We start from the raw sequence: 21960 nt of genomic DNA on the forward strand, positions 1-21960 counted from the left end.
GCGAATCTCGAATAGCGAGTCGGGCCGCCCTCAGGGCCGCCCGCGATCGTGATGCAGCTTGGCGGTGCTTGCCGCCCGGAACTAGTGTTTTTTGGGCGATGTTGAAAAGCGATGCCTGAACCGGAACGGCGACCTCATCTGCTTTGGCGACCTTATCGCCGCAGCCCGCTGCGTTGCTGGCCCTCGCCACTGCTCCTCCGCCGCGGCGGTGAACTGCGGAGCCTGCATCTGCCCAATGCACCCAGTCTTCAGCTTGCGTCTGGGGTTCGCCAGGAAATCGGCGACAATTTCCGATCCGCAAGGGTCGGAATCGATCACATCGTGCCCAATCCCGCGAAGCACGACGACCTGCCCAAAAGGAAGGCTTTTGGCCGCACGATATGCCCAGTGAGTTGGTGTTGCCGGATCATACTCGCCCGACAACAGCAGGGTCGGGATATCCAAGCGGCGAGGATGCTTTTGCGAAACCGTCGTTCCCTCAGGAAACCAAAGCGGGCAAACCCAGGTATAGTCGGCCTCTCCGATCCACTTCGTCCAGTATTCGAGGCGCTTGTCAGGCAGCTCGGAAATGTTGGTCTCAGAGCAAGTGACCGAAAAATCCATGCCCTGGGCAATCTCGGTATCGTCATGTTCAAAGATCATGTCCGCAAGCGGTCTGAAATCGTTTTCGTATGTTTTCTCGACTAGCTTTGGAATATCTTCGATAGCGTAACGATCATATAGCAACCCGAATATAAGCTCAAGAAAATCCGCGCCGGAGACATATCTGTACTGAGCGGGAGCGTTTTCCCTGTCATCGCTGCGCAAAAGCACCGGCTGTTTGTCCAACTGCTTTACGATCGCTCGCACCGCGTCTCCCAGTCCGCGCATGCAATTTTTTGATTTTTGGCAATCTCGTTCCAGCAGTCGCAAAGAACGATCCAGATTTCGCCCATCTTCCTTGAGGTAGTCGATATCAAGGGGAAGAACGGAATCCAGAATGCTCGCCGAGATGCCCTCTGGATGCTCGTTCATCACTTCCAAGGCAAGTCTTGTGCCGTAAGAGATGCCGTAGAGCACCCACTTCTTTATGCCAAGAGCCTTGCGAACGTCGTTGACGTCTGCTGCATTTTCGGCGGTGTTGTAGGCGAAGAGGTCAATGCCCTTTGCTATCAGCGCGCTTCGGCACGCGACCACCTCATCTCTCATGAGCTTGTCAAAGCTGATCTCAGCATCGACGCTTAGCGAAATGGAGTTCCAATGATCGGCCTTGAAGTATCGCGAACAGCTGAGCCTGGGAACTGACTTGCCTATCCCTCGTTGGTCGACCACGACCACTCGGCGCCCGATCATCCAATTTTGATCACTTATGAACTGCCACCATGCCTCGATGTCTTCCCTGTCGCCAATATCGGTGGGCTGGCCGGGCCCGCCGGTGAGAAACACAATGGGCTCATGCCGCTCGCGGTCGGGTTCGAAGACCACCACCGATAGAGTGATTTCAGTCCCAGAAGCTTTTTTGCGGTTTTCAGGGACATTGAGGGTCCCGCACGTCATGTCACGGTCGCGCGGAACTTCGAACCAGCAATTCGTTTTCTTGAACTCTTCCGCATGGATATCCCCGCTCCACACGCAAAAGAGAAATACAGCTGACGCGAGCTTAAAGAGTACTCGATCCAGATTGATGAACATACGTCGGAAAGAAGTGTGCATGTTGCCCTCCATCATGCAGCAGGCCCTGAGGCATTCTCTCGCCACCGCTGAGCTTGGACGCGGTTCGTAGCTGGCGTCGCCGCACCCGGCGGGATGAATGCGGTCAGTGTGGCAAATGCAATAGCGACTTTATCGGTGCTCCTCTACGAATGCCTTGCAGGGGAGTGACAACTGCTCGATCTTGCTTTCGAGATCGCATTTGCCGATCGGCATCATTGGGCAGAGCCGTTTGTAGTCACGGTTGCATTGCTTGCCCTGGAAATTTTTGAAAGCTTTTGCCTCGGCGACCGGCGGGTTCAACAGTATTCCCGAGCAGGCTAACGCCAAGCCTAACCACAGATGCTTCCCCATAACACTCCCCACCGGTTGGTTCGCAATACACGGCGCATAGGGGTATTCCCCACGCAGTAGAATGATCGTGGTTTTCGCTACCCCACCAAATAGCTATCAATTGTCTCGACAATAGAGTGGTTTCCATTGGCCGCGCATGACCCATTTGGGTAGAGGATGATGGGCGACGATGGCATCGGAGCAGTTGTCACCGTTGGCCTACTCCCGAGCGTCCAGGAGCGCGCCGACTCACTCCGTTCGGGCCGCGGCAACAATCGAGGGGTATCGTGACGAGATCGCCGTCGCATTCGGATTGGCGCATGCTGACGAGATCGTCGGCAAGCACGCGGACTGCTTCGATGCCGTACCTGCCGCCGCCGAGCGGGAAGGCATAGATGTTGGGGACGCCTTCGCGATCCAGTAACGACTGTCCCCACCGGCGTATCAATTAGCACTACGACTCAGAGCCGGCTGCCAAAACATGCCGTACCAAACTGCCGCGAAAGGCACGGCGGTCCCTTACCAAGTGGTTGAAATCTGGTGATCCCGACAGGAATCGAACCTGTGACCTACAGATTAGGAAACTTCCCACAATCCATGTAACGCAAGGCTTTGCGGATTCCATGTCGTATTTATGTCGCGCCCTCATGCCTTAGGACGCTGAATCAGAAGCCCGACCATTAGTGAGCCGACGCAGCCAATAAACAGCGACATGTAGAGTGAGAATCCGCCTCCGCCCCAATAGATCAGCAGCCCAAAACCTGCAGCTATCACGGTTGGTACGATCAATCCGATCACTCGTTCACGGACCGAAATAGGCCCTCTGCGCTTGGCGAACCACTTATCCAAGTAATGCAGTCCTGCAGATGCCAGTTCGGCGGTATCATCCGCCCTTGGAAATAGATGGCCATAGGTGTCCATGGTCAGCGTGATGGAACTGTGGCCTAAACGCTCCCGCACCATCTTCGCCGGCGACCTGTCGCTCGGCCGCAAGATTTTCAACCCGTGCGAACTGTATCCGCGCTGCCGGGATCGATCTTCGTCAACCGCGATTTCGCCTCGACCACGCGCCGTTGCGCGGCCCGTATCCTGCTGCACAGGGCGATATTGATGCCGACACCGCAGTGTTCATCCAGCATTTCATTCGCACGTTCAAGGGAGAGCTCCGCTCGGTTAAGCCGCTGTCGGGCTCTCGCCAGTTCCATATCCAAAAGTTCCATTGTCCCAGATCCATTGCAGTCCCTTCCATTGGTAAACCGCTTGTCGTCGCCGTTGGTTCCGGCTGTTCGTGAGCGTGCAGCGTCGGAAGGGCGGGAAGAATGATCGCCATCCCTGCCAAAAGAGAGATCGTCCGGTGATGCTGCTCAGTCGACCTGCTCAATCTCCGGACTTGGTTCAGTCGGCGGAGCTGGCGTGCAATCTTGCCCGGTGCATTCCTGCACAGGGTTATCCGCCGGCGGGAGACAGTTTTGCCCCTCGCAATGAACTGGCGGCTGCTCTGTGGCTGCTTCATTGTTCGGCGGAACGGGCTGATCCTCAGCGCGAACGGCCGGTATACCAAGGCCGATCATGGCTGTGCACAAGAGCGCAATCCGAAGCAAATTCATTTCCGCCTCCGCGGCCGACAGCGGGATGCAGACTATACTTTCGAACTGCGTCCGACATCCTGTCACCCGCGAACGGCGTTAACAGCGCGTTTCATTGCTGGTCAGAAGGTCGCGCCGAATGAAACGCCGGCCAATTCAACCCGCGCGACGTCCTTCAAAGCTGGGGTGATCGATCTTCACCAAGCGGTCTGCGGCCTTGACCGCAGCTCGTATCCTGTCGCGCAGCGCGAGATTCTCGGCCAGCATTTCTTCAGTGCGTTGAAGCGCGAGCTCGGTCCGGCGGATGCGCTGCCTGGCATTGGCAACTTCCGATGTCAAAATATCGGCCGCCATCCCGTGGCCGTGGGGTTCCATAGTGTCCATGGGTTTCTAATACATGGGGGGCGATATCGTTCCCTGATTTCGGTCGAAACGGCGGGCCGCAGAAAAGTGCGATGGGCCGAATGACCAATGCGCTCCCTGCGAAAAACAGCGCCAGAAACAGGAGAACGCCTTCGGCCGCTTTGGATACCTCGGGCGGAATGCATCAACGTGAAGACGGCCCTCGCCATGTTCCGCAACGATTACCAGTTGTCCGAAGAGCGGCTCAGCTGCCGGCAATCGCCGCGGCATACCACGAAGCTCTCGCGGCCCAGCAGCAGGTTGAGAATAGGTGGCGCGCCGCTTGGCCATTGGCGCCAGAAAACCAACCGTAAGTATCTGATTTTATTGGTGATCCCGACAGGAATCGAACCTGTGACCTACAGATTAGGAATCTGCCGCTCTATCCTACTGAGCTACGGGACCACGCGGCCCGACACATACCCGCTTCGGACCGTTTCGCCAAGAGGCAAGCTTGACGCAAGCGGCCGGTCGCGAGTGGGCCGCAAAGATCAGCCGGAAACAGCGGAACTTCGGACCACCGCCGCGCTTTAGTGTGCCGAAGGAGATGCCGCATGAGTGCTACGAAAGAGTTCTTTGAAACCTGGCTCCAGGAGAACGTCGGTAACCTGCCCGCGGAAAGCGAAGTGAGCGTGGCCGTCCTGGTTCAGCAATTCGAGGAGGATGCCGACGCGGCCGGCTTTGGTCACGAGGTGCGCGAAGACGAGATCGGCGACATCGAGGAGGCCATTGAGAAAGCCCTGAACAAGGCCAGGGCAGGCGAACAGCCGCAGGCTGACGATCCGGCCGAAGAAAGTGATCTGGCGCCGGTCATGGAGGCGCTGAAGGTCGACGACCCGAAGAGCGGGCCGTAGCCATCCCAGGCACCATCGATTGATTTCCGAATAGGCTCTTCCCGACGGCTGCGGCTCCCCTCAACGTGCCAGGGCTATCGCATATTGGTAAGTACCCCCTCACCCGGATTGCCAACCGAATTGCGAAGGGCAATTCGGGACAATCCGACCTCTCCCCAAGGGGAGAGGAGCCAGCGCCGTATACATCAGGCGGCCAGCGCCGTCTCCGCGAGCTTCACCCAATAGCTCATGCCGTGCGGGATGACCTCGTCGTTGAAGTCGTAGGCAGGGTTGTGGAGACCGGCGGTGTCGCCATTGCCGATGAAGATGAAGGCGCCCGGCCGCGCTTCCAGCATGTAGGAAAAGTCCTCGCCGCCCATCACCGGCTGGATGGCGCGGTGCACCTGTGCCTCGCCGGCGATTTCAGCGGCGACATCGCTGGCAAACACCGTCTCTTCCGGATGGTTGAAGGTGACGGGATAATTGGCCTTGTAATCGACCTCGATCGTTGCGCCGAAGGCCGCGCCGACGCCCTCGCAGATAGTACGCACGCGCTGCTCAGCCTTCCTGGCGACCTCCTTCTTCAGCGTGCGCACTGTGCCGGCGATCTCGGCGCTCTCGGGAATGACATTGTAGGCGTCGCCGGCGTGGAACTTCGTCACCGACACCACGACAGCCTCGACCGGATCGGTGCTGCGCGAGGCGATCGTCTGCAGAGCGCCGACCAACTGGCTGGTGATGACGATCGGGTCGATCGTGCCGTGCGGCATCGCCGCATGCCCGCCTCGGCCCTTGACGGTGATGGTGAATTCGGCGGTCGCCGCCATGATCGGGCCCGGCTTGATGGCGAATTGTCCGACCGGCAGGCCCGGCATGTTGTGCATGCCGAACACCTTGGAGATGCCGAAGCGCTCCATCATGCCGTCTTTGACCATCTCGTTGCCGCCGCCGCCGCCTTCTTCGGCCGGCTGGAAGATCACTGCGACGGAGCCGGCGAAATTGCGCGTCTCGGCAAGATATTTGGCAGCGCCGAGCAGCATCGCGGTGTGGCCGTCATGGCCGCAGGCGTGCATCCTGCCTGGAATGGTCGAGGCGTAGGGTTTCCCGGTGATCTCGTTGAGCGGCAGCGCATCCATGTCGGCGCGCAGGCCGATGCTCGTGCCTTCGCCGAGGCGGCCGCGGATGATGCCGACGACACCGGTCTTGCCGAGGCCGGTCACCACGTCGTCGCAACCGAAGGCCTTGAGCTTCTCGGTGACGAAGGTGGCGGTCTCGAAGACGTCGAAATTCAGCTCTGGTGTCTGGTGCAGATGGCGGCGCCAGCCGGCGACCTCGTCTTGCATTTCGGCGGCGCGGTTCAGGATCGGCATGATGTTCCATCTCGCTGTTGGAGCAGACGGGCGCAGCCTGCTGCTTTGCAATTGTGCCTGCTGTATTAGAATTGTCATTCAGGCACTTTGCCATCTTGACGTCACATAGGCTAAATAGCACCGCAAGACAGTGATCCGGATAGAGGGACCGGATCACCATGCTGGCGATCGCGTAACAAATCTTACGGAGCCAGAGGCGACTGCGGCAAGAGGCGATTTCGGATTCCACCATGCGGTACAGGCATTTCATCAAGCTAAAGCGCGTCGCGTTTGACCGGGCGACGCGCTTTAGCGTTGTTGTTTTTATGCAGGTCGTTATCGCAAAACCGCTGCGCACGTTTGCGCGACATGTATTGCTGGCGGGCGCTGTGGCGCTGCCGGCGCTGGCCGGTCCGGCTCTCGCCAATCCGACGATCGTGTTTGATCTGGAGAATGGCAAGATCCTCCAGCACCAGGAGGCTTTCAAGCGCTGGTATCCTGCCTCACTGACCAAGCTGATGACCGCCTATGTCGCATTTCGTGCGATTGCCGCGGGCGAGGTCCAGCTCGATTCGCCGATCAAGGTGACGAAGCGTTCCGCCAGCGAGCCGCCGAGCAAGATGGGCTTCAAGCCGGGGTCGGTCATGCGGCTCGATAACGCGCTGAAGATGATACTGGTCAAATCGGCCAACGACGTCGCCATGGCCGTCGGCGAGAACATCGGCGGTTCGCAGGCCGCTTTCGCCGAACGCATGAACGCCGAGGCGCGCCGGCTCGGCATGACCGGAACGCATTTCGTCAATCCGAACGGGCTGTTTTCGCCGGACCAGTATACGACGGCGCGCGATCTCGGCTTGCTGGTGATGGCGATCCGCACGGAATTTCCACAATATGCCGCATGGTTCTCGATCGAGGGCCTGGCCGTCGGCAAGAAGAAGATCCCGAATTACAATCTTCTGATCGGCCGCTATCCCGGCGCCGACGGCATGAAGACTGGCTTCGTCTGTCCGTCGGGCTTCAACATGATCGGCTCGGCAACACGCGACGGGCGCACGCTGGTGGCGGTGGTGCTTGGCGAGAAGTCGGCCATCACCCGCGCCGAGACCGTCGCCAGGCTGCTCGACCACGGCTTTGCCACGCCGACACCGGGCTGGCTGACGGTGGCGGCGCTGCCTTCCTATGGCGACACCACATCGGTCAACGACATGAATGACGAGATTTGCAGGAAGAAGCCGGCTAAGGAGCAGTCGGAAGCTGCCGTCCCCGTCGGCGACAAGAAAGCGCCGAAATCGCCCTACCAGAAAAAGCTCGACGCGCCAACATTGGTCGCGGTCGGCCTTGGCGGCGCCACCGGGCCGATACCGAAGGCCATGCTCGATGCAGCGGGCCGGGAATATGCCGACGTGCCGCTGCCGAGCTGGCGGCCCGACCTGCCGCCGCCGCCCGGCGCCGAGCCGGCAGTGATCGGTTCCGCCACCGTGGCCCAGGAGCCCACCAAGGCCGTGAACTAACCTGATGAGCAGCGGCTTTCCCATAGCCGTCTCGGTGCTGACCGGTTTTCTCGGCGCCGGCAAGACGACGCTGCTCAACCGGCTGCTCAGGGATCCCGCGCTCGCCGACACCGCGGTCATCATCAACGAGTTCGGCGAGGTGGCGATCGACCATCTCCTGGTCGAACAGGCTTCCGACGGCATCATTCAGCTTTCCGACGGCTGTCTCTGCTGCACGGTGCGCGGCGAACTGGTCGACACGCTGGCCGATCTCGTCGACCGGCTGCAGACCGGCCGCATCGCCCGGCTTGCCCGCGTCGTTATCGAAACCACCGGCCTCGCCGATCCGGCGCCGGTGCTGCAGTCGATCATGGCGCATCCGGCGCTGGTCGAGGCCTTCCGGCTCGACGGGGTCATCACGCTGGTCGACGCGGTCAACGGCGATGCGACGCTCGACGCCCATGTCGAGGCCGTGAAGCAGGCGGCGGTCGCCGACCGCATCGTGCTGACGAAAGCCGATCTGGCCACCGATCCGCGCGACGTCGAGGCCTTGCGAGCCCGGCTGCGGCAGATCAATCCGGGTGCCGAGCTGCTCGATGCCGGTGACAGCAGGACCGATGCAGCGGCGCTGTTCGATTGCGGTCTCTACAACCCGGCCACCAAGTCCGCCGACGTGCGGCGCTGGCTGGGCGAGGAAGCCGCCCATGGTGACCATGACCACGATCACGACCACGATCACGACCATCGGCACGATTCCCGTGTGCGCTCCTACTCGCTGGTTCATGACCGGCCGGTGCCGTTTTCGGCGATCGAGATGTTCCTCGACCTGTTGCGATCAGCACATGGCGAGCGCCTGTTGCGCATGAAGGGCGTCATAGAATTGCTGGAAGACCCGTCGCGGCCGCTGGTCGTCCACGGCGTCCAGAAGATCCTGCATCCGCCGGCGCGGCTGCCGTCCTGGCCGGACGGCCAACGCGGCACAAGGCTGGTGCTGATCACGCTCGACATGCCGGAAGATTACGTCCGCCGGCTGTTTGCCGCTTTCACCAACCGGCCGTCGATCGACACACCGGACCGCGCGGCGCTGGAAAACAACCCGCTGGCCATCGCCGGGCGGTGAAGCGGCTGATCTCCCCACTTGAGGGGGAGATGCCAAGTGGTGGCAAAGAGGGCAGGCCAGAGGGGGTCGGCGCGACCGGGCGCGGCCTCCTGCGGCAGATCAAGGTTGGCGCTTTGCGCGCAGCGACCCCCTCTGTCGCCTTCGGCGACATCTCCCCCTCGAGGGACCTCGAGGGGGGAGATTACCTCGCTCCGCGGTCGACCAGAAAGCGATGGCCGCCTGATATCGCTGCCGTTTCGATCACTCGATGGCCGCTCTCGGCGCAGAAGGCGGGAATGTCGATGACGGCGAGGGGGTCAGTGGTTTCGAGCCACAGCCGGCTGCCCGGCTGCATTGTGGCCAACCGCTTTTTTGCCTTGAGCACGGGCAACGGGCAGTTCAGACCTTTGAGGTCGTAGACGGCGGCGGGGCTGGTTGAGGGCCCGTCTTCTTGGGCCCCATCTGCTTGTTCAGACATGAAGCTCAGCCGCCGAACATGCCGAGCAGCTTCTTCTTCAGCCTTGTCGTCCTGCTTTCGCCGGCATTCGCCGCCTGCGCTGTTGCCGGGGCGGCATCGGGGGACGATGCGATTGTCGCGGTAGCGACAGGCGTTTCGGCCGCGGCCATGGCCTCCCCCTCTTCGGCCAGCGAATTAATCCTGGCCGTCTGCTTTTCGGCCGCAGCCTGAGCCCTGGCCGCCGCTTTCTCGGCCTTGGCCGCTTCTATCGCGGCTAGCCTTTGCTCCTCGGCCTTCTGCTTGGCGGCTTTCTCGGCGTCGAGCGCGGCCATCTTGCGGCCCGCCGGCGAATCGATGCGGCCCATGCGCGCCGTCGCCGTCAACGAGCCGTCGGCGTTAAGCGAAGGCGGCTCGATCGGCACGCGTTCGCCACGGGCGCGCCTCTTCGACCACTCGGAGACGATGCTGGCTTCCTTGATCCCGCCGATGGTCGGCTTGGGCGCCGGCACGCTGGCCTTGACCGCGCCGTTGAAAGCCGCCTCGTAGGTGCTCTGGTAGGCATTGAAGGCGCTCTTCAGCGAATCCGGCTGCGTCGTCGCGGGGCAGGCGCCGGTCGGATCGAAGGTCTCGCCGTCAGGCGCGACCTGGTTGAAGACGTAGCGCTTCTCGCAGACATCGACCTTCGGCGGCACTTTCGTGATCTCGAAATTGTCGTAGCCGACCTTCAGCATCTTCCAGAATTCGTAGTTCGGGTCTTTGCGATAGCGCGCCATGTTGGCGGCGGTCATGCGGAACGGAAAGGCCTGGATCTGGAACTCTGTCTGCCCCCCCTGGAAGGCGTCGCGGCCGAAGGCATAGATCTGCTCGATCTGCGCGTCGGTCATCGAATAACAGCCCGACGACGAGCAGGCGCCATGGACCATCAGATGGGAGCCGGTGCGGCCATTGGCGCGGTCGTAGGCGTTGGGGTAGCCGATGTTGAAGGCAAGGTGGTAGCTCGAGCGCGGATTCATCTGCGCCGGACGGACCGTATAGAAGCCCTCCGGCGCCTGGCGGTCGCCTTCGGTGTATTTGGGGCCCAGCTTGCCCGACCATTTGCAGATGTCGTAGCTGGCGACCAAGTCATAGCGGCCGTTGGTCTTGGCCTTCCAGATTTCGAGCTTGCCCTCTTCCTTGAAGATGCGGGCCATCACCGGCGAAGTGCGGGTCATGCCCTTGGCCTTCATGCTGGCCAGGATCTTGTCGGGTAGCGGCTTGTTGGCGTGGGGGGCAAAATCCTTCATCGAAGAATCATTGCAGCCGGCGACGCCTATCGCGGCAATCACAAGTGCGGTGCGGGCAAGCTTGGCAAACATGGCTTCGTCTTTTCTTTCGGACCGCAGGCATCAGCGCGTCGGGCCCAACCGTAAGCCCGTTAACCTTGAAAATTCCTTACCGCAAGCGCCGGGCCTTACGGCAATCCGATTGAAACGAGTGCAGCGGCATTTTTGTGGCGAAGGTGCTCAATCTCGCCACATTTGCTACGCTGACCTTCGGTTCGGGATCATGGTCTAGAGGTTTCGGCCCATAGAAAGGTATTTCTCGCGGCGCTGCTCACGAAAATCGGTGTTGGCGCCGGAGAATTCGTTCATCGTTTTGGCGATGAGATCGCCGGTGGCGGCAATCACCGTTTCCGGGCCACGATGGGCGCCGCCGAGCGGTTCGGGAACGATGGCATCGATGATCTTCAGCTCCAGCAGATCCTGGGCGGTGATCTTCATGTTGGTCGCCGCATCCTTCGAGCGGGTGGTGTCGCGCCACAGGATCGAGGCAGCGCCCTCCGGCGAGATCACCGAATAGATGGCGTGTTCGAGCATGTAGACGCGGTTAGCGGTGGCGATAGCGATGGCGCCGCCCGAGCCGCCTTCGCCGATGACCACCGAGATCGACGGCACCTTCAGGCGAAGACAGGCCGAGGTCGAGCGGGCGATGGCTTCGGCCTGGCCGCGCTCTTCGGCATTGACGCCGGGATAGGCGCCGGCGGTGTCGACCAGCGTCAGCAACGGGATATTGAAGCGGTCGGCGAGTTCCATCAGCCGCACTGCCTTGCGATAGCCCTCCGGCCGCACCGAGCCGAAATTATGCCTCAGCCGGCTAGCTGTGTCCGAGCCCTTCTCCTGGCCGATGATCGCCACCGGCTCGCCGCGGAAGCGGGCGAAGCCGCCGACGATCGCCTGGTCCTCGCCGAAATTGCGGTCGCCGGCAAGCGGCGTGAAATCGTTGAACAGGCCCTTGATGTAGTCGACGCAATGCGGCCTGTCCGGATGGCGCGCCACCTGCACCTTCTGCCACGGGGTCAGTGCCTTGTAAGTGTCGCGCAATGCATCGCGCACGCGTTTCTCGAGACGGCTGATCTCATCGCCGACGTCGACCGCCTCCCCATTCTCGGCGAGCTTCTTCAACTCAAGGATCTTGCCTTCGAGATCGGCGACCGGCTTTTCGAAATCGAGGTAATTGTACATTCTTGAGCGGACCGATAAGCCGGGAGGCAATGACTGACGGAACCTGGGAAACAGAGGCTCCGGGCGGTGGAACGTCGCCCTCACATAGCGATATGACGCCTAGTCGGCAAGCGGATGATGATCGTTGACCAGCCGCACCAGCCGCTCCTCCAGCACATGTGTATAAATCTGCGTCGTCGAAATATCGGCATGGCCAAGCAACTGCTGCACGGCCCTGAGATCGGCGCCGTTCTGCAGGAGATGGCTGGCGAAAGCATGGCGCAGCACATGCGGCGATATTTTCGCCGAGGCGATGCCGGCCCGCGCAGCAAGGCCCTTCAGGTCGCGGGCGAAGACCTGCCTGGAGAGATAGCCGCTGTCGCTTGCCGCCGGAAACAGGAACGGACTATCCGCCAAAGCCGGCACCGTTGCCCGGGCAACGAGCCAGGCCCGCATGGCCACGCGCGCCTTTGCCGACAGCGGCACCATGCGTTCCTTGTCACCCTTGCCGCGCACCGTGAAGAAACGATCGTCGCGCAGCGCCACCGTCACCGGCAAGCCGACCAGTTCGGAAACCCGCAAGCCGGTGGCGTAGAGCACCTCGACCAGCGCATGCAGGCGCAGCGCCGCCAGGCCGTCGCCATCGTTCAGCGAGGCGTCAGCTGCCTCCTGCGCCGCACGGTCGATCAGCCGGCCGGTGTCTGCCTCGCTCATCGTCTTCGGCAGCGGCCGGCCCTTCTTCGGACTGTCCAGGGTTCCGGTCGGGTCATCGCTGCGCAGACCCTCGGCGTAGAGGAACTTGAAGAACTGGCGCATCGCCGACAGCTTGCGTGCCTGCGAGGTGGCGGCAAAACCGCGTGTGGCTATCTCGTCGAGATAGTTGCGGATATCGGCGGCGGCGGCACCAGCGAGCCCGCCGTCGATCCCGGCTGACGCGTCTTCGAGGTCGCGGCGATAGCTGGAAAGCGTGTTTTCGGCAGCGCCGCGCTCGGCGCTCATCATTTCCAGAAAGGCTTCGATGCGGGCCGCGCTGTTCATATCTCTCAGTTTTTCTGTTTCTTACTTTTTCTTGGGAATGAGCTTTTCGGGAGGGATGCGTACGCTCATTTCGGCCTTTCTCGGCTCGACGAACATCGCCAGAGCGAACATCGCGCCATAGACAATGCCGGCCAGAATCGTGAGCGTCACGACAAAGCGGAACAGTGTCGGCATCAATTCTCGCCCGTCTTGTTGTTCTGCGTTTCCAAACCCTTGCCCTTATGAGACGCCAATCCGGCCAATTCAAGGGCGAAGCTCGGACCCGCCGCCGCGCCACGCTTGACGCAATCAGGCTTTTGATGTCGATACGCCGGCAAGAGGACCTAAGCAGGCATTCGTGGGCTGGCCTACGAAAGCCTGCCTGGATCCTTGGCTTGTCGCAGGTTCCGTCGCAAAACCTGGGATACTTTTGCGGAACCTTGCTTAGAAACATCATGGTGTCATGAACGCGTTGCCAGCCAATCCTCCCGATGAGAGCCATGCCGCGCTGCTCGGCCGGCTGGGCAGCCGTTCCATTGTCTTTGTCGGCCTTATGGGCGCCGGCAAGACGGCGATCGGCCGCAAGGTGGCGGCGATGCTGGGACTGCCTTTCATGGACAGCGACCAGGAAATCGAAAGCGTGTCGCGGATGAGCGTCCCGGAACTGTTCGAACGCTATGGCGAGCCCGAGTTCCGGGCGCTGGAGCAGCGCGTCATCCTGCGCATATTGGAACATGGCCCGCAGGTGCTGTCGACGGGCGGCGGCGCCTTCATGAGCGCGCAGACGCGGGAGGCCATTGCCGGCCATGGCGTGTCGGTATGGCTTAAGGCCGAGATCGACCTGTTGATGGAACGCGTTTCCAAGAAGCAGAACCGGCCGCTGCTGAAAAGCGCCAATCCCCGTGCCGTGATCGAGAGGTTGATGGCCGAGCGCTATCCGGTCTACGCAACCGCCGATGTTACCGTGCCGACCCGCGACGATCGCAAGGAGGTCATCGCCGCCGAGGTGGTGAACGCGCTTTGCGGCTATTTCGGCGTGGCGGCCGCGACAGGTGAGGTGCGCTCGTGAGCATCGATGCGACCGTCACTGTCGAAGTCGGGCTCGGCGATCGCGCCTATGACATATTGATCGGCTCCGGCCTGCTGTTGCGCGCCGGCATCGAGATTTCGCGCCGCCTGCCCGGCACGCGCGCCGCTGTTATCACCGACGTCAATGTCGCAGCCGCACACCTCGAGACGTTGAAGGCCGGCCTTGAAAAGGGGGGCATCCAGCCTGCAGTCATCACGCTGCCGGCGGGAGAAAAGACCAAGAGTTTCGCGCATCTCGAAGAGGTGGTGGACGGCGTGCTCGCCGCAAGACTGGAACGCGGCGATGTCGTTGTCGCGCTCGGTGGCGGGGTCATCGGCGATCTGGCCGGATTCGCCGCCGGCATCGTGCGCCGCGGCATGAATTTCGTGCAGATCCCGACTTCGCTGCTGGCGCAGGTCGACTCTTCCGTCGGCGGCAAGACCGGCATCAACAGTGCGCGCGGCAAGAACCTCGTCGGCGTCTTCCATCAGCCGAAACTGGTGCTTGCCGACACCGAAGTGCTCGACACGCTGCCGATCCGGGAATTCCGGGCGGGTTACGCCGAACTCGCCAAGTACGGGCTCATCGATCGCCCCGACTTCTTCGCCTGGCTGGAGGAAAACTGGGGCAAAGTGTTCGCCGGCGGCCCGCAGCGGACCGAGGCGATCGCCGGGGCCTGCCGCGCCAAGGCCGATGTCGTCGCCCGCGACGAGTTCGAAACCGGCGACCGCGCGCTGCTCAATCTCGGCCACACGTTCGGCCACGCGCTCGAGGCCGCCACCCGATATGACAGCGCCCGTCTCGTCCACGGCGAGGGGGTCGCCATCGGCATGGCGCTGGCTTATCGCTTTTCGTCACGCCTCAACCTGGCAAGTCCCGACGACGCGGCGCGCGTCGAGGCGCATCTTCGCGCCGTTGGCCTGCCTTGGCGGATGGCCGATATTCCGGGTGAACTGCCTGATGCCGAGGCGCTGCTCGCCTTCATCACGCAGGACAAGAAGGTGTCGCGCGGCGCGCTGACCTTCATCCTGACGCGCGGCATCGGCCAGGCCTTCATCGCCAGGGATGTGCCAGCGTCGGAAGTGCTGTCGTTTCTGAGGGAGAATCATCCGGATCATCCGAAAGGCCGACCGGGTCGGCCAAGAGGCCGACCGGGATGAACGAGGCCGGCTGGATCGTCGCTGCCGTCCTTGCCGGGCTCGGCCTGCTCGCCTTGGCCTTTCGCGCGCGCCTGCTCGCTGCCTTCGGCTATCAACTGCAGCGCATCGAGCCGCAGCATTCAAGCCATGATGAAGCGCGCAGCGCCGTCGACGATTTTCGACGCGACGGCCAGGCGGTGGGCGAGGATCGCGCCCGCATCGGCCGCCTGTCCGATCTCGATGAGCTCGAAGTGTCCGATGTCATGGTCCATCGCACCAACATGCGCTCGGTCAATGCCGACAATCCGCCGGAAGCGGTGGTGCGCGAGATCCTGCAGAGCCCGCATACCCGCATGCCCTTGTGGAAGGGTTCGCTCGACAACATCGTCGGCGTGCTGCATGCCAAGGACCTGCTGCGCGCGCTGAACGATGTCGGCAACGACTTTTCTCAGATCGACGTGATGAAGATCGCGACAAAACCGTGGTTCGTGCCCGATACCACGACGCTGCAGGAACAACTCAACGCCTTCCTGCGGCGCAAGGCGCATTTCGCCATCGTCGTCGACGAGTATGGTGAGGTCGAGGGGCTGGTGACGCTGGAGGATATCATCGAGGAGATCGTCGGCGAGATCGCCGACGAGCACGATATCGACATGCAGGGCGTCAAGCAGGAAGCCGACGGCTCCGTTGTCGTCGACGGCACTGTGTCGATCCGCGACCTGAACCGGGCGCTCGACTGGAAGCTGCCGGACGAAGAAGCCACCACCATTGCCGGTCTCGTCATCCACGAGACGAAATTGATCCCCGACGAGAAGCAGGCTTTCACCTTTCACGGCAAGCGATTTGTCGTCATGAAGCGCGACAAGAACCGGATCGCAAGGCTGAGGATCAGGCCGGCCGGCGACATTTAGTTCTGGTAGTAGTTCTGGTAGGTTCTTTCGTGGCTAATCAATGCTTGACTGGACGCTCGCCGCGCCGGCGTGCACTTCGACTGGCTGTCTGGAGGTGACGTTGATCGATCGGCGAACCCTGCTTTTGATGTCGATGGCGTTGTTGCCGGCCAGCGCTTCTGCGGCGTCGCGCCGGCTTTCGCCCTCTCCGCAAACCGTCGACTACGGACCGGCCAGGCTCGACATCTACACGCTCGCTGGCGAAAACTCCCTGCCTGTGATCCTCTTCATCCATGGCGGTGCCTGGCGAGCCGGCAATCGCACCAACGTCGACGTCAAGCCGGGCTTCCTGCTCGACAATGGGTTCTGCTTCGTCTCGATCGGCTACCGGATGCTGCCTGAGGCTGATGTCGCCACCCAGGCCAACGATGTCGAGCAGGCCTATCGTTATGTGCGCGCCAACATTGCCGGATATGGCGGCGATCCGAACCGGATAGCGGTGATGGGCCATTCGGCTGGCAGCCATCTCGCCGCACTGACCGGGCTGCGCGGCGGTCTGCCCGGCGTCGCGGCGCTGGTTCTGAACGATACCAGGGCCTATGACCTGGAGGCGCTTGCGAGGAGCGGCGGCATGACACCGGCCTATGCCCGGGCATTTCCCGACCCGGCGCAGTGGCGAGCGCTGTCGCCTGCCACCCATGTCGGAAGCCGCAAGCATCCGCCGACGTTCATCGCCTATTCGCGCACAGCGGGTCGTGCTTCAGCCTCACGGGCCTTCGCCGAGCGCCTGCAGGCGACCGGAACGGAGGTGACACTGTTCGACGGCAGCGCCTATTCGCACATGTCGATCAATCGCAATTTCGGCGACGAAGGCGACGCCTTGACCGGTGCGGTGATGATTTTCCTGAAGGCAGCGCTCGGCTAGTTGCTACCATCTGGTCTTTTCGTCCGGCGCGGCCGGCTCGATCGCCAGCGCATGGACGCCAGCCTTCAATTCGTCGGCCAGCAATGCGTTGACCGCGCGGTGGCGCTCGATGCGGCTCATGCCGGCAAAGGCTGAGGAGACGATGCGGACGCGGAAATGCGTCTCGCCGGTGCCGTCATAGGTGCCGTGATGGTCGGAGTCCTGATGGTGATGGCCGGCATGGAGATGGCTTTCGTTGATGATGGCCAGTCGCTCCGGCGAGAACGCCTTCTTCAATTTGCCTTCCATCGTCGATTGTATGGACATTCGTACTTCCCTTCACCACATAGGGCTGGCGCATGACCCCCGTAAATCGGTGCCTTTGCGCGTCCGGAAGGACGCGCGGCGACGCCGCCCGCGACAAAATTCGCCGATCGCCCGCTTTGTGCCGCGATTCAGCGGTTAGGGCGAACATCGCGAAAATGTCAATTCTTGTTTCGCACCGGCGAACAGCCCATAAATGGGTGAGATGAAACCGTACCCCAAATATTTCGAGAAAATTCGCATCCGCCCGGAGAAGGATGCGGAGCTGAAGTCTCGTTCGCCGATCTGCCAGTGGGACGGTTGCAAGGAGGCCGGCACCCATCGCGCGCCGGTCGGGCGCATGAAGGAGGGCGAGTATTTTCAGTTCTGCTTCGATCATGTGCGCGAGTACAACAAGGGCTTCAATTACTTCTCCGGTGTCCCCGATACCGAGATCGCCCGTTTCCAGAAGGAAGCGATGACCGGCCACCGGCCAACCTGGAAGATGGGCGTCAACGGCGCCTCGACGCGCTCCTCGCCCGATTTCGCGCAGCAGCGTTCCGGCCGCGCCGGCTACTACAACCGCATGCGCGATCCGTTCGACCTGTTCAAAGGCCCGAAGGATCCGCGCGAGGCGCGTGAGCGCAAGGCCAAGCCGCTTGAGGCCAAGGCGCTGGAAACGCTTGGCCTTGATACAAAGGCGACTGGCAAGGATATCAAGTCGCGGTATAAGGAACTGGTGAAACGCCACCATCCGGATGCGAATGGCGGCGACAGAGGTTCGGAAGACCGGTTCCGCGATGTGCTCCAGGCCTATCGCGTGCTCAAGCAGGCAGGATTGTGCTGAGCGACCTCCGTGTCGTTTTCCAACTTTCATAAGGTTGGAAAAGGCTCTAAGACCGCCCCCGGACAAAATCGATTGCCGGCGAAATCAGGCGCTTCGCCCGTGGAGACGTTGATAAAGATGAACAAGGTCGATCGCGACATCGCCAACCTGCCCGACACCACCGTGCCGGTGAAGGAGAAATTCGGCTTCGAGTCCAAGATGGTGGTGCCGGCCTATTCGGTGACGAGCGAGCATGTGCCCGACATCGATCCCGACTATCTGTTCGACAAGAACACGACGATGGCGATCCTCGCCGGCTTTGCCTACAACCGCCGCGTCATGGTGGCGGGCTATCACGGCACCGGCAAGTCGACGCATATCGAGCAGGTCGCCGCCCGCCTCAACTGGCCTATGGTGCGCGTCAATCTCGACAGTCATGTCAGCCGTATCGACCTCGTCGGCAAGGACGCCATCATCGTCAAGGAAGGGCTGCAGATCACCGAATTCCGCGACGGCATCCTGCCCTGGGCCTACCAGCACAATGTCGCGCTGTGCTTCGACGAGTACGATGCCGGCCGTCCGGACGTGATGTTCGTCATCCAGCGCGTGCTGGAATCGTCGGGCCGGCTGACGCTGCTCGACCAGAGCCGGGTCATCCGCCCGCATCCGGCGTTCCGGCTGTTTTCCACCGCCAACACCGTCGGTCTCGGCGATACCACCGGCCTCTATCACGGCACCCAGCAGATCAACCAGGCGCAGATGGACCGCTGGTCGATCGTCACCACGCTGAACTATCTGCCGCACGACAATGAGGTGAACATCGTGCTGGCCAAGGCCAAGCACTATCGCGACGCCAAGGGCAAGGAGATCGTCAACAAGATGGTGCGTGTCGCCGACATGACGCGTTCGGCCTTCATCAATGGCGACCTGTCGACCGTCATGAGCCCGCGCACGGTCATCACCTGGGCCGAGAATGCCGAGATCTTCGGCGATATCGGCATGGCGTTCCGGCTGACCTTCCTCAACAAGTGCGACGAGCTGGAACGCTCGCTTGTCGCCGAGTTCTACCAGCGCGCTTTCGGCCAGGACCTGCCGGAATCGGCCGCCAATGTGGTGCTGGGGTAAGCATGGCTCGATTCCGTTTTTCGGGGTCATGCGGCGGGGAATGATCGATGGCGGGTCCGGGCGACAACACGCGCAACAAGTCGAAGACGGGGTCTGAAGCCGACAGCTTCAAGCGCGCCGTCACCGTCTGCATGCGCGCGATTGCCGGCGACAAGGACCTCGAAGTCGGTTTCGCCAAGGATCGGCCGGCGCTCGCCGGCAGCCGCGCCCGGTTGCCTGAACTGCCGAAAAAAGCCTCGAAGGCCGACATCGCCATCACCCGCGGGCTCGGCGATTCCATGGCGCTGAAGCGCGCCTGCCACGACACGCGCATCCACACCAGGCTGGCGCCGGAGGGCAAGCAGGCCCGGGCCATCTACGATGCGGTCGAGCAGGCCCGCGTCGAGGCGATCGGCTCCCGCGCCATGCAGGGTGTGGCCGACAATATCGGATCGATGCTCGAGGATAAATACGCCAGGGCCAACCTCATCGACGTCAAGGACAGGGCGGATGCGCCGATCGAGGAAGCATTGGCCCTGATGGTCCGCGAAAAGCTGACCGGCCGCGCCGTGCCGAAAAGCGGCGAGCGGCTGGTCGACCTTTGGCGCCCCTGGGTCGAGGAGAAGGCAAGCGCCGATCTCGACGGGCTGTCGGCAAAGCTCGACGACCAGCAGGCCTTCGCCCGTGTCGTGCGCGAGATGCTGGCTTCCATGGAAATGGCCGAGGAACTCGGCGACGACCAGGAGACCGAAGACTCCGAAGACAATGATGAAAACCAGCCGCAAGGCGAGGAGCAGAGCGAGGAGGGCGGCGAGGACGATTCCGGCTCCGAGCAGTCGCAGTCCGACGACACCGAGGCGTCGTCCGACGACGAGCAAGCGGCCGAGACGGAGGCATCCGATGCCACCGCCGACGACCTGTCCGACGATGACGACGCCGATGCCGAGACACCCGGCGAGGCGCGCCGCAACGACAATCCCTTCACCAATCTGTCGAAGGAGATCGACTACAAGGTCTTCACCACCGCTTTCGACGAGACGGTGGGTGCGGAGGATCTGTGCGAAGAGGAAGAGCTGGATCGGCTGCGCGCCTTCCTCGACAAACAGCTTGCCAACCTGTCCGGCGTCGTCGGGCGGCTGGCCAACCGGCTGCAGCGCCGCCTCATGGCGCAGCAGAACCGGTCCTGGGATTTCGATCTCGAAGAGGGTTATCTCGATCCGGCGCGGCTGGTGCGTGTCGTCATCGATCCGATGCAGCCGCTGTCCTTCAAGCAGGAGCGCGACACCAAATTCCGCGACACGGTGGTGACGCTGGTGCTCGACAATTCCGGCTCGATGCGCGGCCGGCCGATCACGGTCGCCGCCACCTGCGCCGACATTCTGGCGCGCACGCTGGAACGCTGCGGCGTCTCGGTCGAGATCCTCGGTTTCACCACCCGCGCCTGGAAGGGCGGGCAGGCGCGCGAGAAATGGCTGAAGGAAGGCAAGCCGCCCAATCCTGGGCGGCTCAACGATCTGCGCCACATCATCTACAAATCCGCCGACCATCCGTGGCGGCGGGCGCGGCGCAATCTCGGCCTGATGATGCGCGAGGGCCTGCTCAAGGAAAACATCGACGGCGAGGCGCTGCTGTGGGCCCACAACCGCCTGATCGCGCGGCCGGAGCAGCGCAAGATCCTGATGATGATCTCGGACGGCGCGCCGGTCGACGATTCGACGCTGTCGGTCAATCCGGGCAACTATCTCGAACGGCATCTGCGCGCGGTGATCGAACTGATCGAGACGCGCTCGCCGGTCGAGCTGTTGGCCATCGGCATCGGCCATGACGTTACCCGTTACTATCGCCGCGCCGTCACCATCGTCGATGCCGAGGAACTGGCCGGGGCCATGACCGAGCAGCTGGCCTCGCTGTTTGGCGAGGAAAGCATGCGCGACACGCGACGCGGCGGCATGCGGCGCGCCGGATGATTTTTTTGCGGGGCGGCTTTCGGCAGACGCTTTTCGCCGCCACGTTCGTTGCCAGCATCGCCTTGTCGGCTCCCACCGCTGCCGGCACCGTTTCGGTCGAGCTGATCGAAATCTCGGCACGGCTGATCGACCGGTTTCATATCGGCGGTGACGAAAAGCGGTTCGGCCCGCTCGAATTCGTCGGCGGACTGGAAATGACCTCGCCGTCACGCGATTTCGGCGCGCTGTCGGCGTTTCGCTTCCGCAAGCCCGGCAGTGATTTCATCGGCGTCGCCGACACCGGTTTCTGGTTCTTCGGCACCGTCACCCATGATGCCGACAAGCGCCCATCCGGCATCCGGAATTTCCATATGCAGCAGATGGCCGACGAGGCGGACCAGCCGATCGACGAAAAATGGGAGGTCGACGCCGAAGGCCTTGCGGTCAAGGACGGGATCGCCACGGTCGGGTTCGAGCGCAGCCACCGTGTCGCCCAGTTCGAGGTCGACCCGGACGGCATGAAGCCGCAGTTCAGGCAATTGGACTTCCTGGTTCCGCCCTGGGAGCTTCGCCGCAATCGCGGCTTTGAGACCGTCACCCACGCCAATCCTGACGGCCAGCACCAAGGCGGGCTGGTCGTGGTGTCGGAAAAGAGCCTCGACAAATCAGGCAACATCTATGCGGCTGTTATCGAAGGGCCGCACAAGGGCGTCTTCACTGTCAAGCGCAACGGCAATTTCGACATTGCCGACGGCGCCTTCCTGCCGGACGGCGACCTCTTGCTTTTGGAGCGCAGCTTTTCGATGGCCGGCGGCGTCAAGATGCGGCTGCGGCGCATCTATGGCGAAAGCGTCGAGAAGGGCGCCGTTGCCGACGGGCCGGTGCTGATGGAAGCCGATATGGGCTACCAGATCGACAATATGGAAGGTCTCGACGTCTGGACCCGCGACGACGGCGCGCTGATGGTGTCGCTGGTCTCGGACGACAACCACTCGATGCTGCAGCGCAATCTCTATCTGGAATTTGTGCTGCACGAGGATTGAG

Annotated in this window: 24 protein-coding genes and 1 tRNA gene; 12 read left to right on the forward strand and 13 right to left on the reverse strand. The window is 62.1% G+C overall.

Annotated elements, in window-relative coordinates; translation table 11 throughout:
- Positions 1–81: 81 nt before the first annotated feature.
- Together JG739_RS06320 and JG739_RS06325 are read right to left on the reverse strand one after the other, a co-directional pair.
- Positions 82–1692 carry an alpha/beta hydrolase gene (locus tag JG739_RS06320; RefSeq protein ID WP_202365723.1) on the reverse strand — a complete coding sequence of 537 codons (1611 nt, stop codon included), beginning with the start codon at positions 1690–1692 and terminating at the stop codon, positions 82–84.
- 129 nt (positions 1693–1821) lie between these two features.
- Positions 1822–1992 carry a hypothetical protein gene (locus JG739_RS06325; RefSeq protein ID WP_202365724.1) on the reverse strand — a complete coding sequence of 57 codons (171 nt, stop codon included), beginning with the start codon at positions 1990–1992 and terminating at the stop codon, positions 1822–1824.
- 220 nt (positions 1993–2212) lie between these two features.
- On the opposite strand from JG739_RS06325, the gene JG739_RS06330 reads away from it, so the two are divergent.
- Entirely contained in the window at positions 2213–2446 is a 234-nt protein-coding gene (locus tag JG739_RS06330) for a hypothetical protein (protein ID WP_202365725.1), read from the forward strand.
- Positions 2447–2667: 221 nt separating this feature from the next.
- On the opposite strand, the gene JG739_RS06335 is transcribed toward JG739_RS06330, so the two are convergent.
- The 4 genes from JG739_RS06335 to JG739_RS06350 form a co-directional block, all read right to left on the reverse strand.
- Complete coding sequence (locus JG739_RS06335) at positions 2668–3024, reverse strand: hypothetical protein (protein ID WP_202367733.1); 357 nt, start codon at positions 3022–3024, stop codon at positions 2668–2670.
- A complete protein-coding gene (locus JG739_RS06340; RefSeq protein WP_202365726.1) occupies positions 3021–3242 on the reverse strand; it encodes a hypothetical protein in 222 nt (73 codons plus the stop codon). Before JG739_RS06340 ends, JG739_RS06335 begins: the two co-directional genes overlap by 4 nt.
- A 522-nt stretch (positions 3243–3764) precedes the next feature.
- Positions 3765–3962, reverse strand: a complete 198-nt coding sequence (locus JG739_RS06345) for a hypothetical protein (protein WP_202365727.1) — start codon at positions 3960–3962, stop codon at positions 3765–3767.
- A gap of 376 nt (positions 3963–4338) precedes the next feature.
- Positions 4339–4415, reverse strand: a tRNA-Arg gene (locus JG739_RS06350).
- 149 nt (positions 4416–4564) lie between these two features.
- Here JG739_RS06350 and JG739_RS06355 point away from each other — a divergent pair.
- On the forward strand, positions 4565–4864 hold the full coding sequence (locus JG739_RS06355; protein WP_202365728.1) for a DUF768 domain-containing protein: 300 nt from the start codon (positions 4565–4567) through the stop codon (positions 4862–4864).
- A gap of 185 nt (positions 4865–5049) precedes the next feature.
- Here the strand turns inward: JG739_RS06355 and JG739_RS06360 are convergent, their stop codons facing one another.
- Complete coding sequence (locus tag JG739_RS06360; protein ID WP_202365729.1) at positions 5050–6213, reverse strand: M20 aminoacylase family protein; 1164 nt, start codon at positions 6211–6213, stop codon at positions 5050–5052.
- A gap of 305 nt (positions 6214–6518) precedes the next feature.
- On the opposite strand from JG739_RS06360, the gene JG739_RS06365 reads away from it, so the two are divergent.
- On the forward strand, positions 6519–7703 hold the full coding sequence (locus JG739_RS06365) for a D-alanyl-D-alanine carboxypeptidase family protein (RefSeq protein WP_202367360.1): 1185 nt from the start codon (positions 6519–6521) through the stop codon (positions 7701–7703).
- Positions 7704–7707: 4 nt separating this feature from the next.
- Positions 7708–8802, forward strand: coding sequence for a CobW family GTP-binding protein (locus JG739_RS06370; RefSeq protein WP_202365730.1), 1095 nt, complete (start codon positions 7708–7710; stop codon positions 8800–8802).
- Positions 8803–8983: 181 nt separating this feature from the next.
- Here JG739_RS06370 and JG739_RS06375 read toward each other — a convergent pair whose 3' ends face one another.
- From JG739_RS06375 to JG739_RS06395, 5 genes are all read right to left on the reverse strand, one after another.
- Positions 8984–9259: a sulfurtransferase TusA family protein gene (locus JG739_RS06375; RefSeq protein ID WP_202365731.1), complete on the reverse strand. Its 276-nt coding sequence runs from the start codon at positions 9257–9259 to the stop codon at positions 8984–8986.
- Between the two features lie 5 nt (positions 9260–9264).
- Positions 9265–10593, reverse strand: coding sequence for a L,D-transpeptidase family protein (locus JG739_RS06380; protein ID WP_202365732.1), 1329 nt, complete (start codon positions 10591–10593; stop codon positions 9265–9267).
- A 195-nt stretch (positions 10594–10788) separates the two neighbouring features.
- Entirely contained in the window at positions 10789–11739 is a 951-nt protein-coding gene (locus tag JG739_RS06385; protein ID WP_202365733.1) for an acetyl-CoA carboxylase carboxyltransferase subunit alpha, read from the reverse strand.
- Between the two features lie 99 nt (positions 11740–11838).
- On the reverse strand, positions 11839–12756 hold the full coding sequence (locus JG739_RS06390) for a site-specific tyrosine recombinase XerD (RefSeq protein WP_202365734.1): 918 nt from the start codon (positions 12754–12756) through the stop codon (positions 11839–11841).
- 21 nt (positions 12757–12777) lie between these two features.
- Positions 12778–12930: a histidine kinase gene (locus JG739_RS06395; RefSeq protein WP_202365735.1), complete on the reverse strand. Its 153-nt coding sequence runs from the start codon at positions 12928–12930 to the stop codon at positions 12778–12780.
- 268 nt (positions 12931–13198) lie between these two features.
- Between JG739_RS06395 and JG739_RS06400 the strand changes: the two genes are divergently transcribed.
- The 4 genes from JG739_RS06400 (at position 13199) to JG739_RS06415 (ending at position 16758) form a co-directional block, all read left to right on the forward strand.
- The gene (locus tag JG739_RS06400) at positions 13199–13804 is read left to right on the forward strand and encodes a shikimate kinase (protein WP_202365736.1); all 606 of its coding nucleotides are present in this window, start codon (positions 13199–13201) and stop codon (positions 13802–13804) included.
- Complete coding sequence (gene aroB, locus JG739_RS06405) at positions 13801–14964, forward strand: 3-dehydroquinate synthase (protein ID WP_202365737.1); 1164 nt, start codon at positions 13801–13803, stop codon at positions 14962–14964. Before JG739_RS06400 ends, aroB begins: the two co-directional genes overlap by 4 nt.
- On the forward strand, positions 14961–15854 hold the full coding sequence (locus tag JG739_RS06410) for an HlyC/CorC family transporter (protein ID WP_202365738.1): 894 nt from the start codon (positions 14961–14963) through the stop codon (positions 15852–15854). Before aroB ends, JG739_RS06410 begins: the two co-directional genes overlap by 4 nt.
- A 100-nt stretch (positions 15855–15954) precedes the next feature.
- Positions 15955–16758, forward strand: coding sequence for an alpha/beta hydrolase (locus JG739_RS06415; protein ID WP_202365739.1), 804 nt, complete (start codon positions 15955–15957; stop codon positions 16756–16758).
- A 3-nt stretch (positions 16759–16761) separates the two neighbouring features.
- Here JG739_RS06415 and JG739_RS06420 read toward each other — a convergent pair whose 3' ends face one another.
- The gene (locus JG739_RS06420) at positions 16762–17064 is read right to left on the reverse strand and encodes a BolA family protein (RefSeq protein ID WP_202365740.1); all 303 of its coding nucleotides are present in this window, start codon (positions 17062–17064) and stop codon (positions 16762–16764) included.
- A gap of 193 nt (positions 17065–17257) precedes the next feature.
- Here JG739_RS06420 and JG739_RS06425 point away from each other — a divergent pair, with 193 nt between their 5' ends.
- The 4 genes from JG739_RS06425 (at position 17258) to JG739_RS06440 (ending at position 21959) form a co-directional block, all read left to right on the forward strand.
- Positions 17258–17887, forward strand: coding sequence for a J domain-containing protein (locus JG739_RS06425; protein WP_202365741.1), 630 nt, complete (start codon positions 17258–17260; stop codon positions 17885–17887).
- Between the two features lie 117 nt (positions 17888–18004).
- Entirely contained in the window at positions 18005–18991 is a 987-nt protein-coding gene (cobS, locus tag JG739_RS06430; protein ID WP_202365742.1) for a cobaltochelatase subunit CobS, read from the forward strand.
- 47 nt (positions 18992–19038) lie between these two features.
- Complete coding sequence (cobT, locus tag JG739_RS06435; protein ID WP_202365743.1) at positions 19039–20937, forward strand: cobaltochelatase subunit CobT; 1899 nt, start codon at positions 19039–19041, stop codon at positions 20935–20937.
- On the forward strand, positions 20934–21959 hold the full coding sequence (locus JG739_RS06440; protein WP_202365744.1) for an esterase-like activity of phytase family protein: 1026 nt from the start codon (positions 20934–20936) through the stop codon (positions 21957–21959). The genes cobT and JG739_RS06440 overlap by 4 nt, the downstream gene beginning before the upstream one ends.
- Position 21960: the final 1 nt, after the last annotated feature.

It is taken from the genome of Mesorhizobium sp. L-2-11, assembly GCF_016756595.1.
Classification (GTDB): Bacteria; Pseudomonadota; Alphaproteobacteria; order Rhizobiales; family Rhizobiaceae; genus Mesorhizobium.

Bases quoted from the DNA above. Each gene is read 5' to 3' on its own strand.
- JG739_RS06320 (WP_202365723.1), bottom strand. From the start codon at position 1,692: ATGCACACTTCTTTCCGACGTATGTTCATCAATCTGGATCGAGTACTC.
- JG739_RS06330 (WP_202365725.1), top strand. From the start codon at position 2,213: ATGGCATCGGAGCAGTTGTCACCGTTGGCCTACTCCCGAGCGTCCAGG.
- JG739_RS06340 (WP_202365726.1), bottom strand. From the start codon at position 3,242: ATGGAACTTTTGGATATGGAACTGGCGAGAGCCCGACAGCGGCTTAAC.
- JG739_RS06345 (WP_202365727.1), bottom strand. From the start codon at position 3,962: ATGGCGGCCGATATTTTGACATCGGAAGTTGCCAATGCCAGGCAGCGC.
- JG739_RS06355 (WP_202365728.1), top strand. From the start codon at position 4,565: ATGAGTGCTACGAAAGAGTTCTTTGAAACCTGGCTCCAGGAGAACGTC.
- JG739_RS06360 (WP_202365729.1), bottom strand. From the start codon at position 6,213: ATGCCGATCCTGAACCGCGCCGCCGAAATGCAAGACGAGGTCGCCGGC.
- JG739_RS06365 (WP_202367360.1), top strand. From the start codon at position 6,519: ATGCAGGTCGTTATCGCAAAACCGCTGCGCACGTTTGCGCGACATGTA.
- JG739_RS06370 (WP_202365730.1), top strand. From the start codon at position 7,708: ATGAGCAGCGGCTTTCCCATAGCCGTCTCGGTGCTGACCGGTTTTCTC.
- JG739_RS06375 (WP_202365731.1), bottom strand. From the start codon at position 9,259: ATGTCTGAACAAGCAGATGGGGCCCAAGAAGACGGGCCCTCAACCAGC.
- JG739_RS06380 (WP_202365732.1), bottom strand. From the start codon at position 10,593: ATGTTTGCCAAGCTTGCCCGCACCGCACTTGTGATTGCCGCGATAGGC.
- JG739_RS06385 (WP_202365733.1), bottom strand. From the start codon at position 11,739: ATGTACAATTACCTCGATTTCGAAAAGCCGGTCGCCGATCTCGAAGGC.
- JG739_RS06390 (WP_202365734.1), bottom strand. From the start codon at position 12,756: ATGAACAGCGCGGCCCGCATCGAAGCCTTTCTGGAAATGATGAGCGCC.
- JG739_RS06395 (WP_202365735.1), bottom strand. From the start codon at position 12,930: ATGCCGACACTGTTCCGCTTTGTCGTGACGCTCACGATTCTGGCCGGC.
- JG739_RS06400 (WP_202365736.1), top strand. From the start codon at position 13,199: ATGAACGCGTTGCCAGCCAATCCTCCCGATGAGAGCCATGCCGCGCTG.
- JG739_RS06410 (WP_202365738.1), top strand. From the start codon at position 14,961: ATGAACGAGGCCGGCTGGATCGTCGCTGCCGTCCTTGCCGGGCTCGGC.
- JG739_RS06420 (WP_202365740.1), bottom strand. From the start codon at position 17,064: ATGTCCATACAATCGACGATGGAAGGCAAATTGAAGAAGGCGTTCTCG.
- JG739_RS06425 (WP_202365741.1), top strand. From the start codon at position 17,258: ATGGGTGAGATGAAACCGTACCCCAAATATTTCGAGAAAATTCGCATC.
- cobS (WP_202365742.1), top strand. From the start codon at position 18,005: ATGAACAAGGTCGATCGCGACATCGCCAACCTGCCCGACACCACCGTG.
- cobT (WP_202365743.1), top strand. From the start codon at position 19,039: ATGGCGGGTCCGGGCGACAACACGCGCAACAAGTCGAAGACGGGGTCT.
- JG739_RS06440 (WP_202365744.1), top strand. From the start codon at position 20,934: ATGATTTTTTTGCGGGGCGGCTTTCGGCAGACGCTTTTCGCCGCCACG.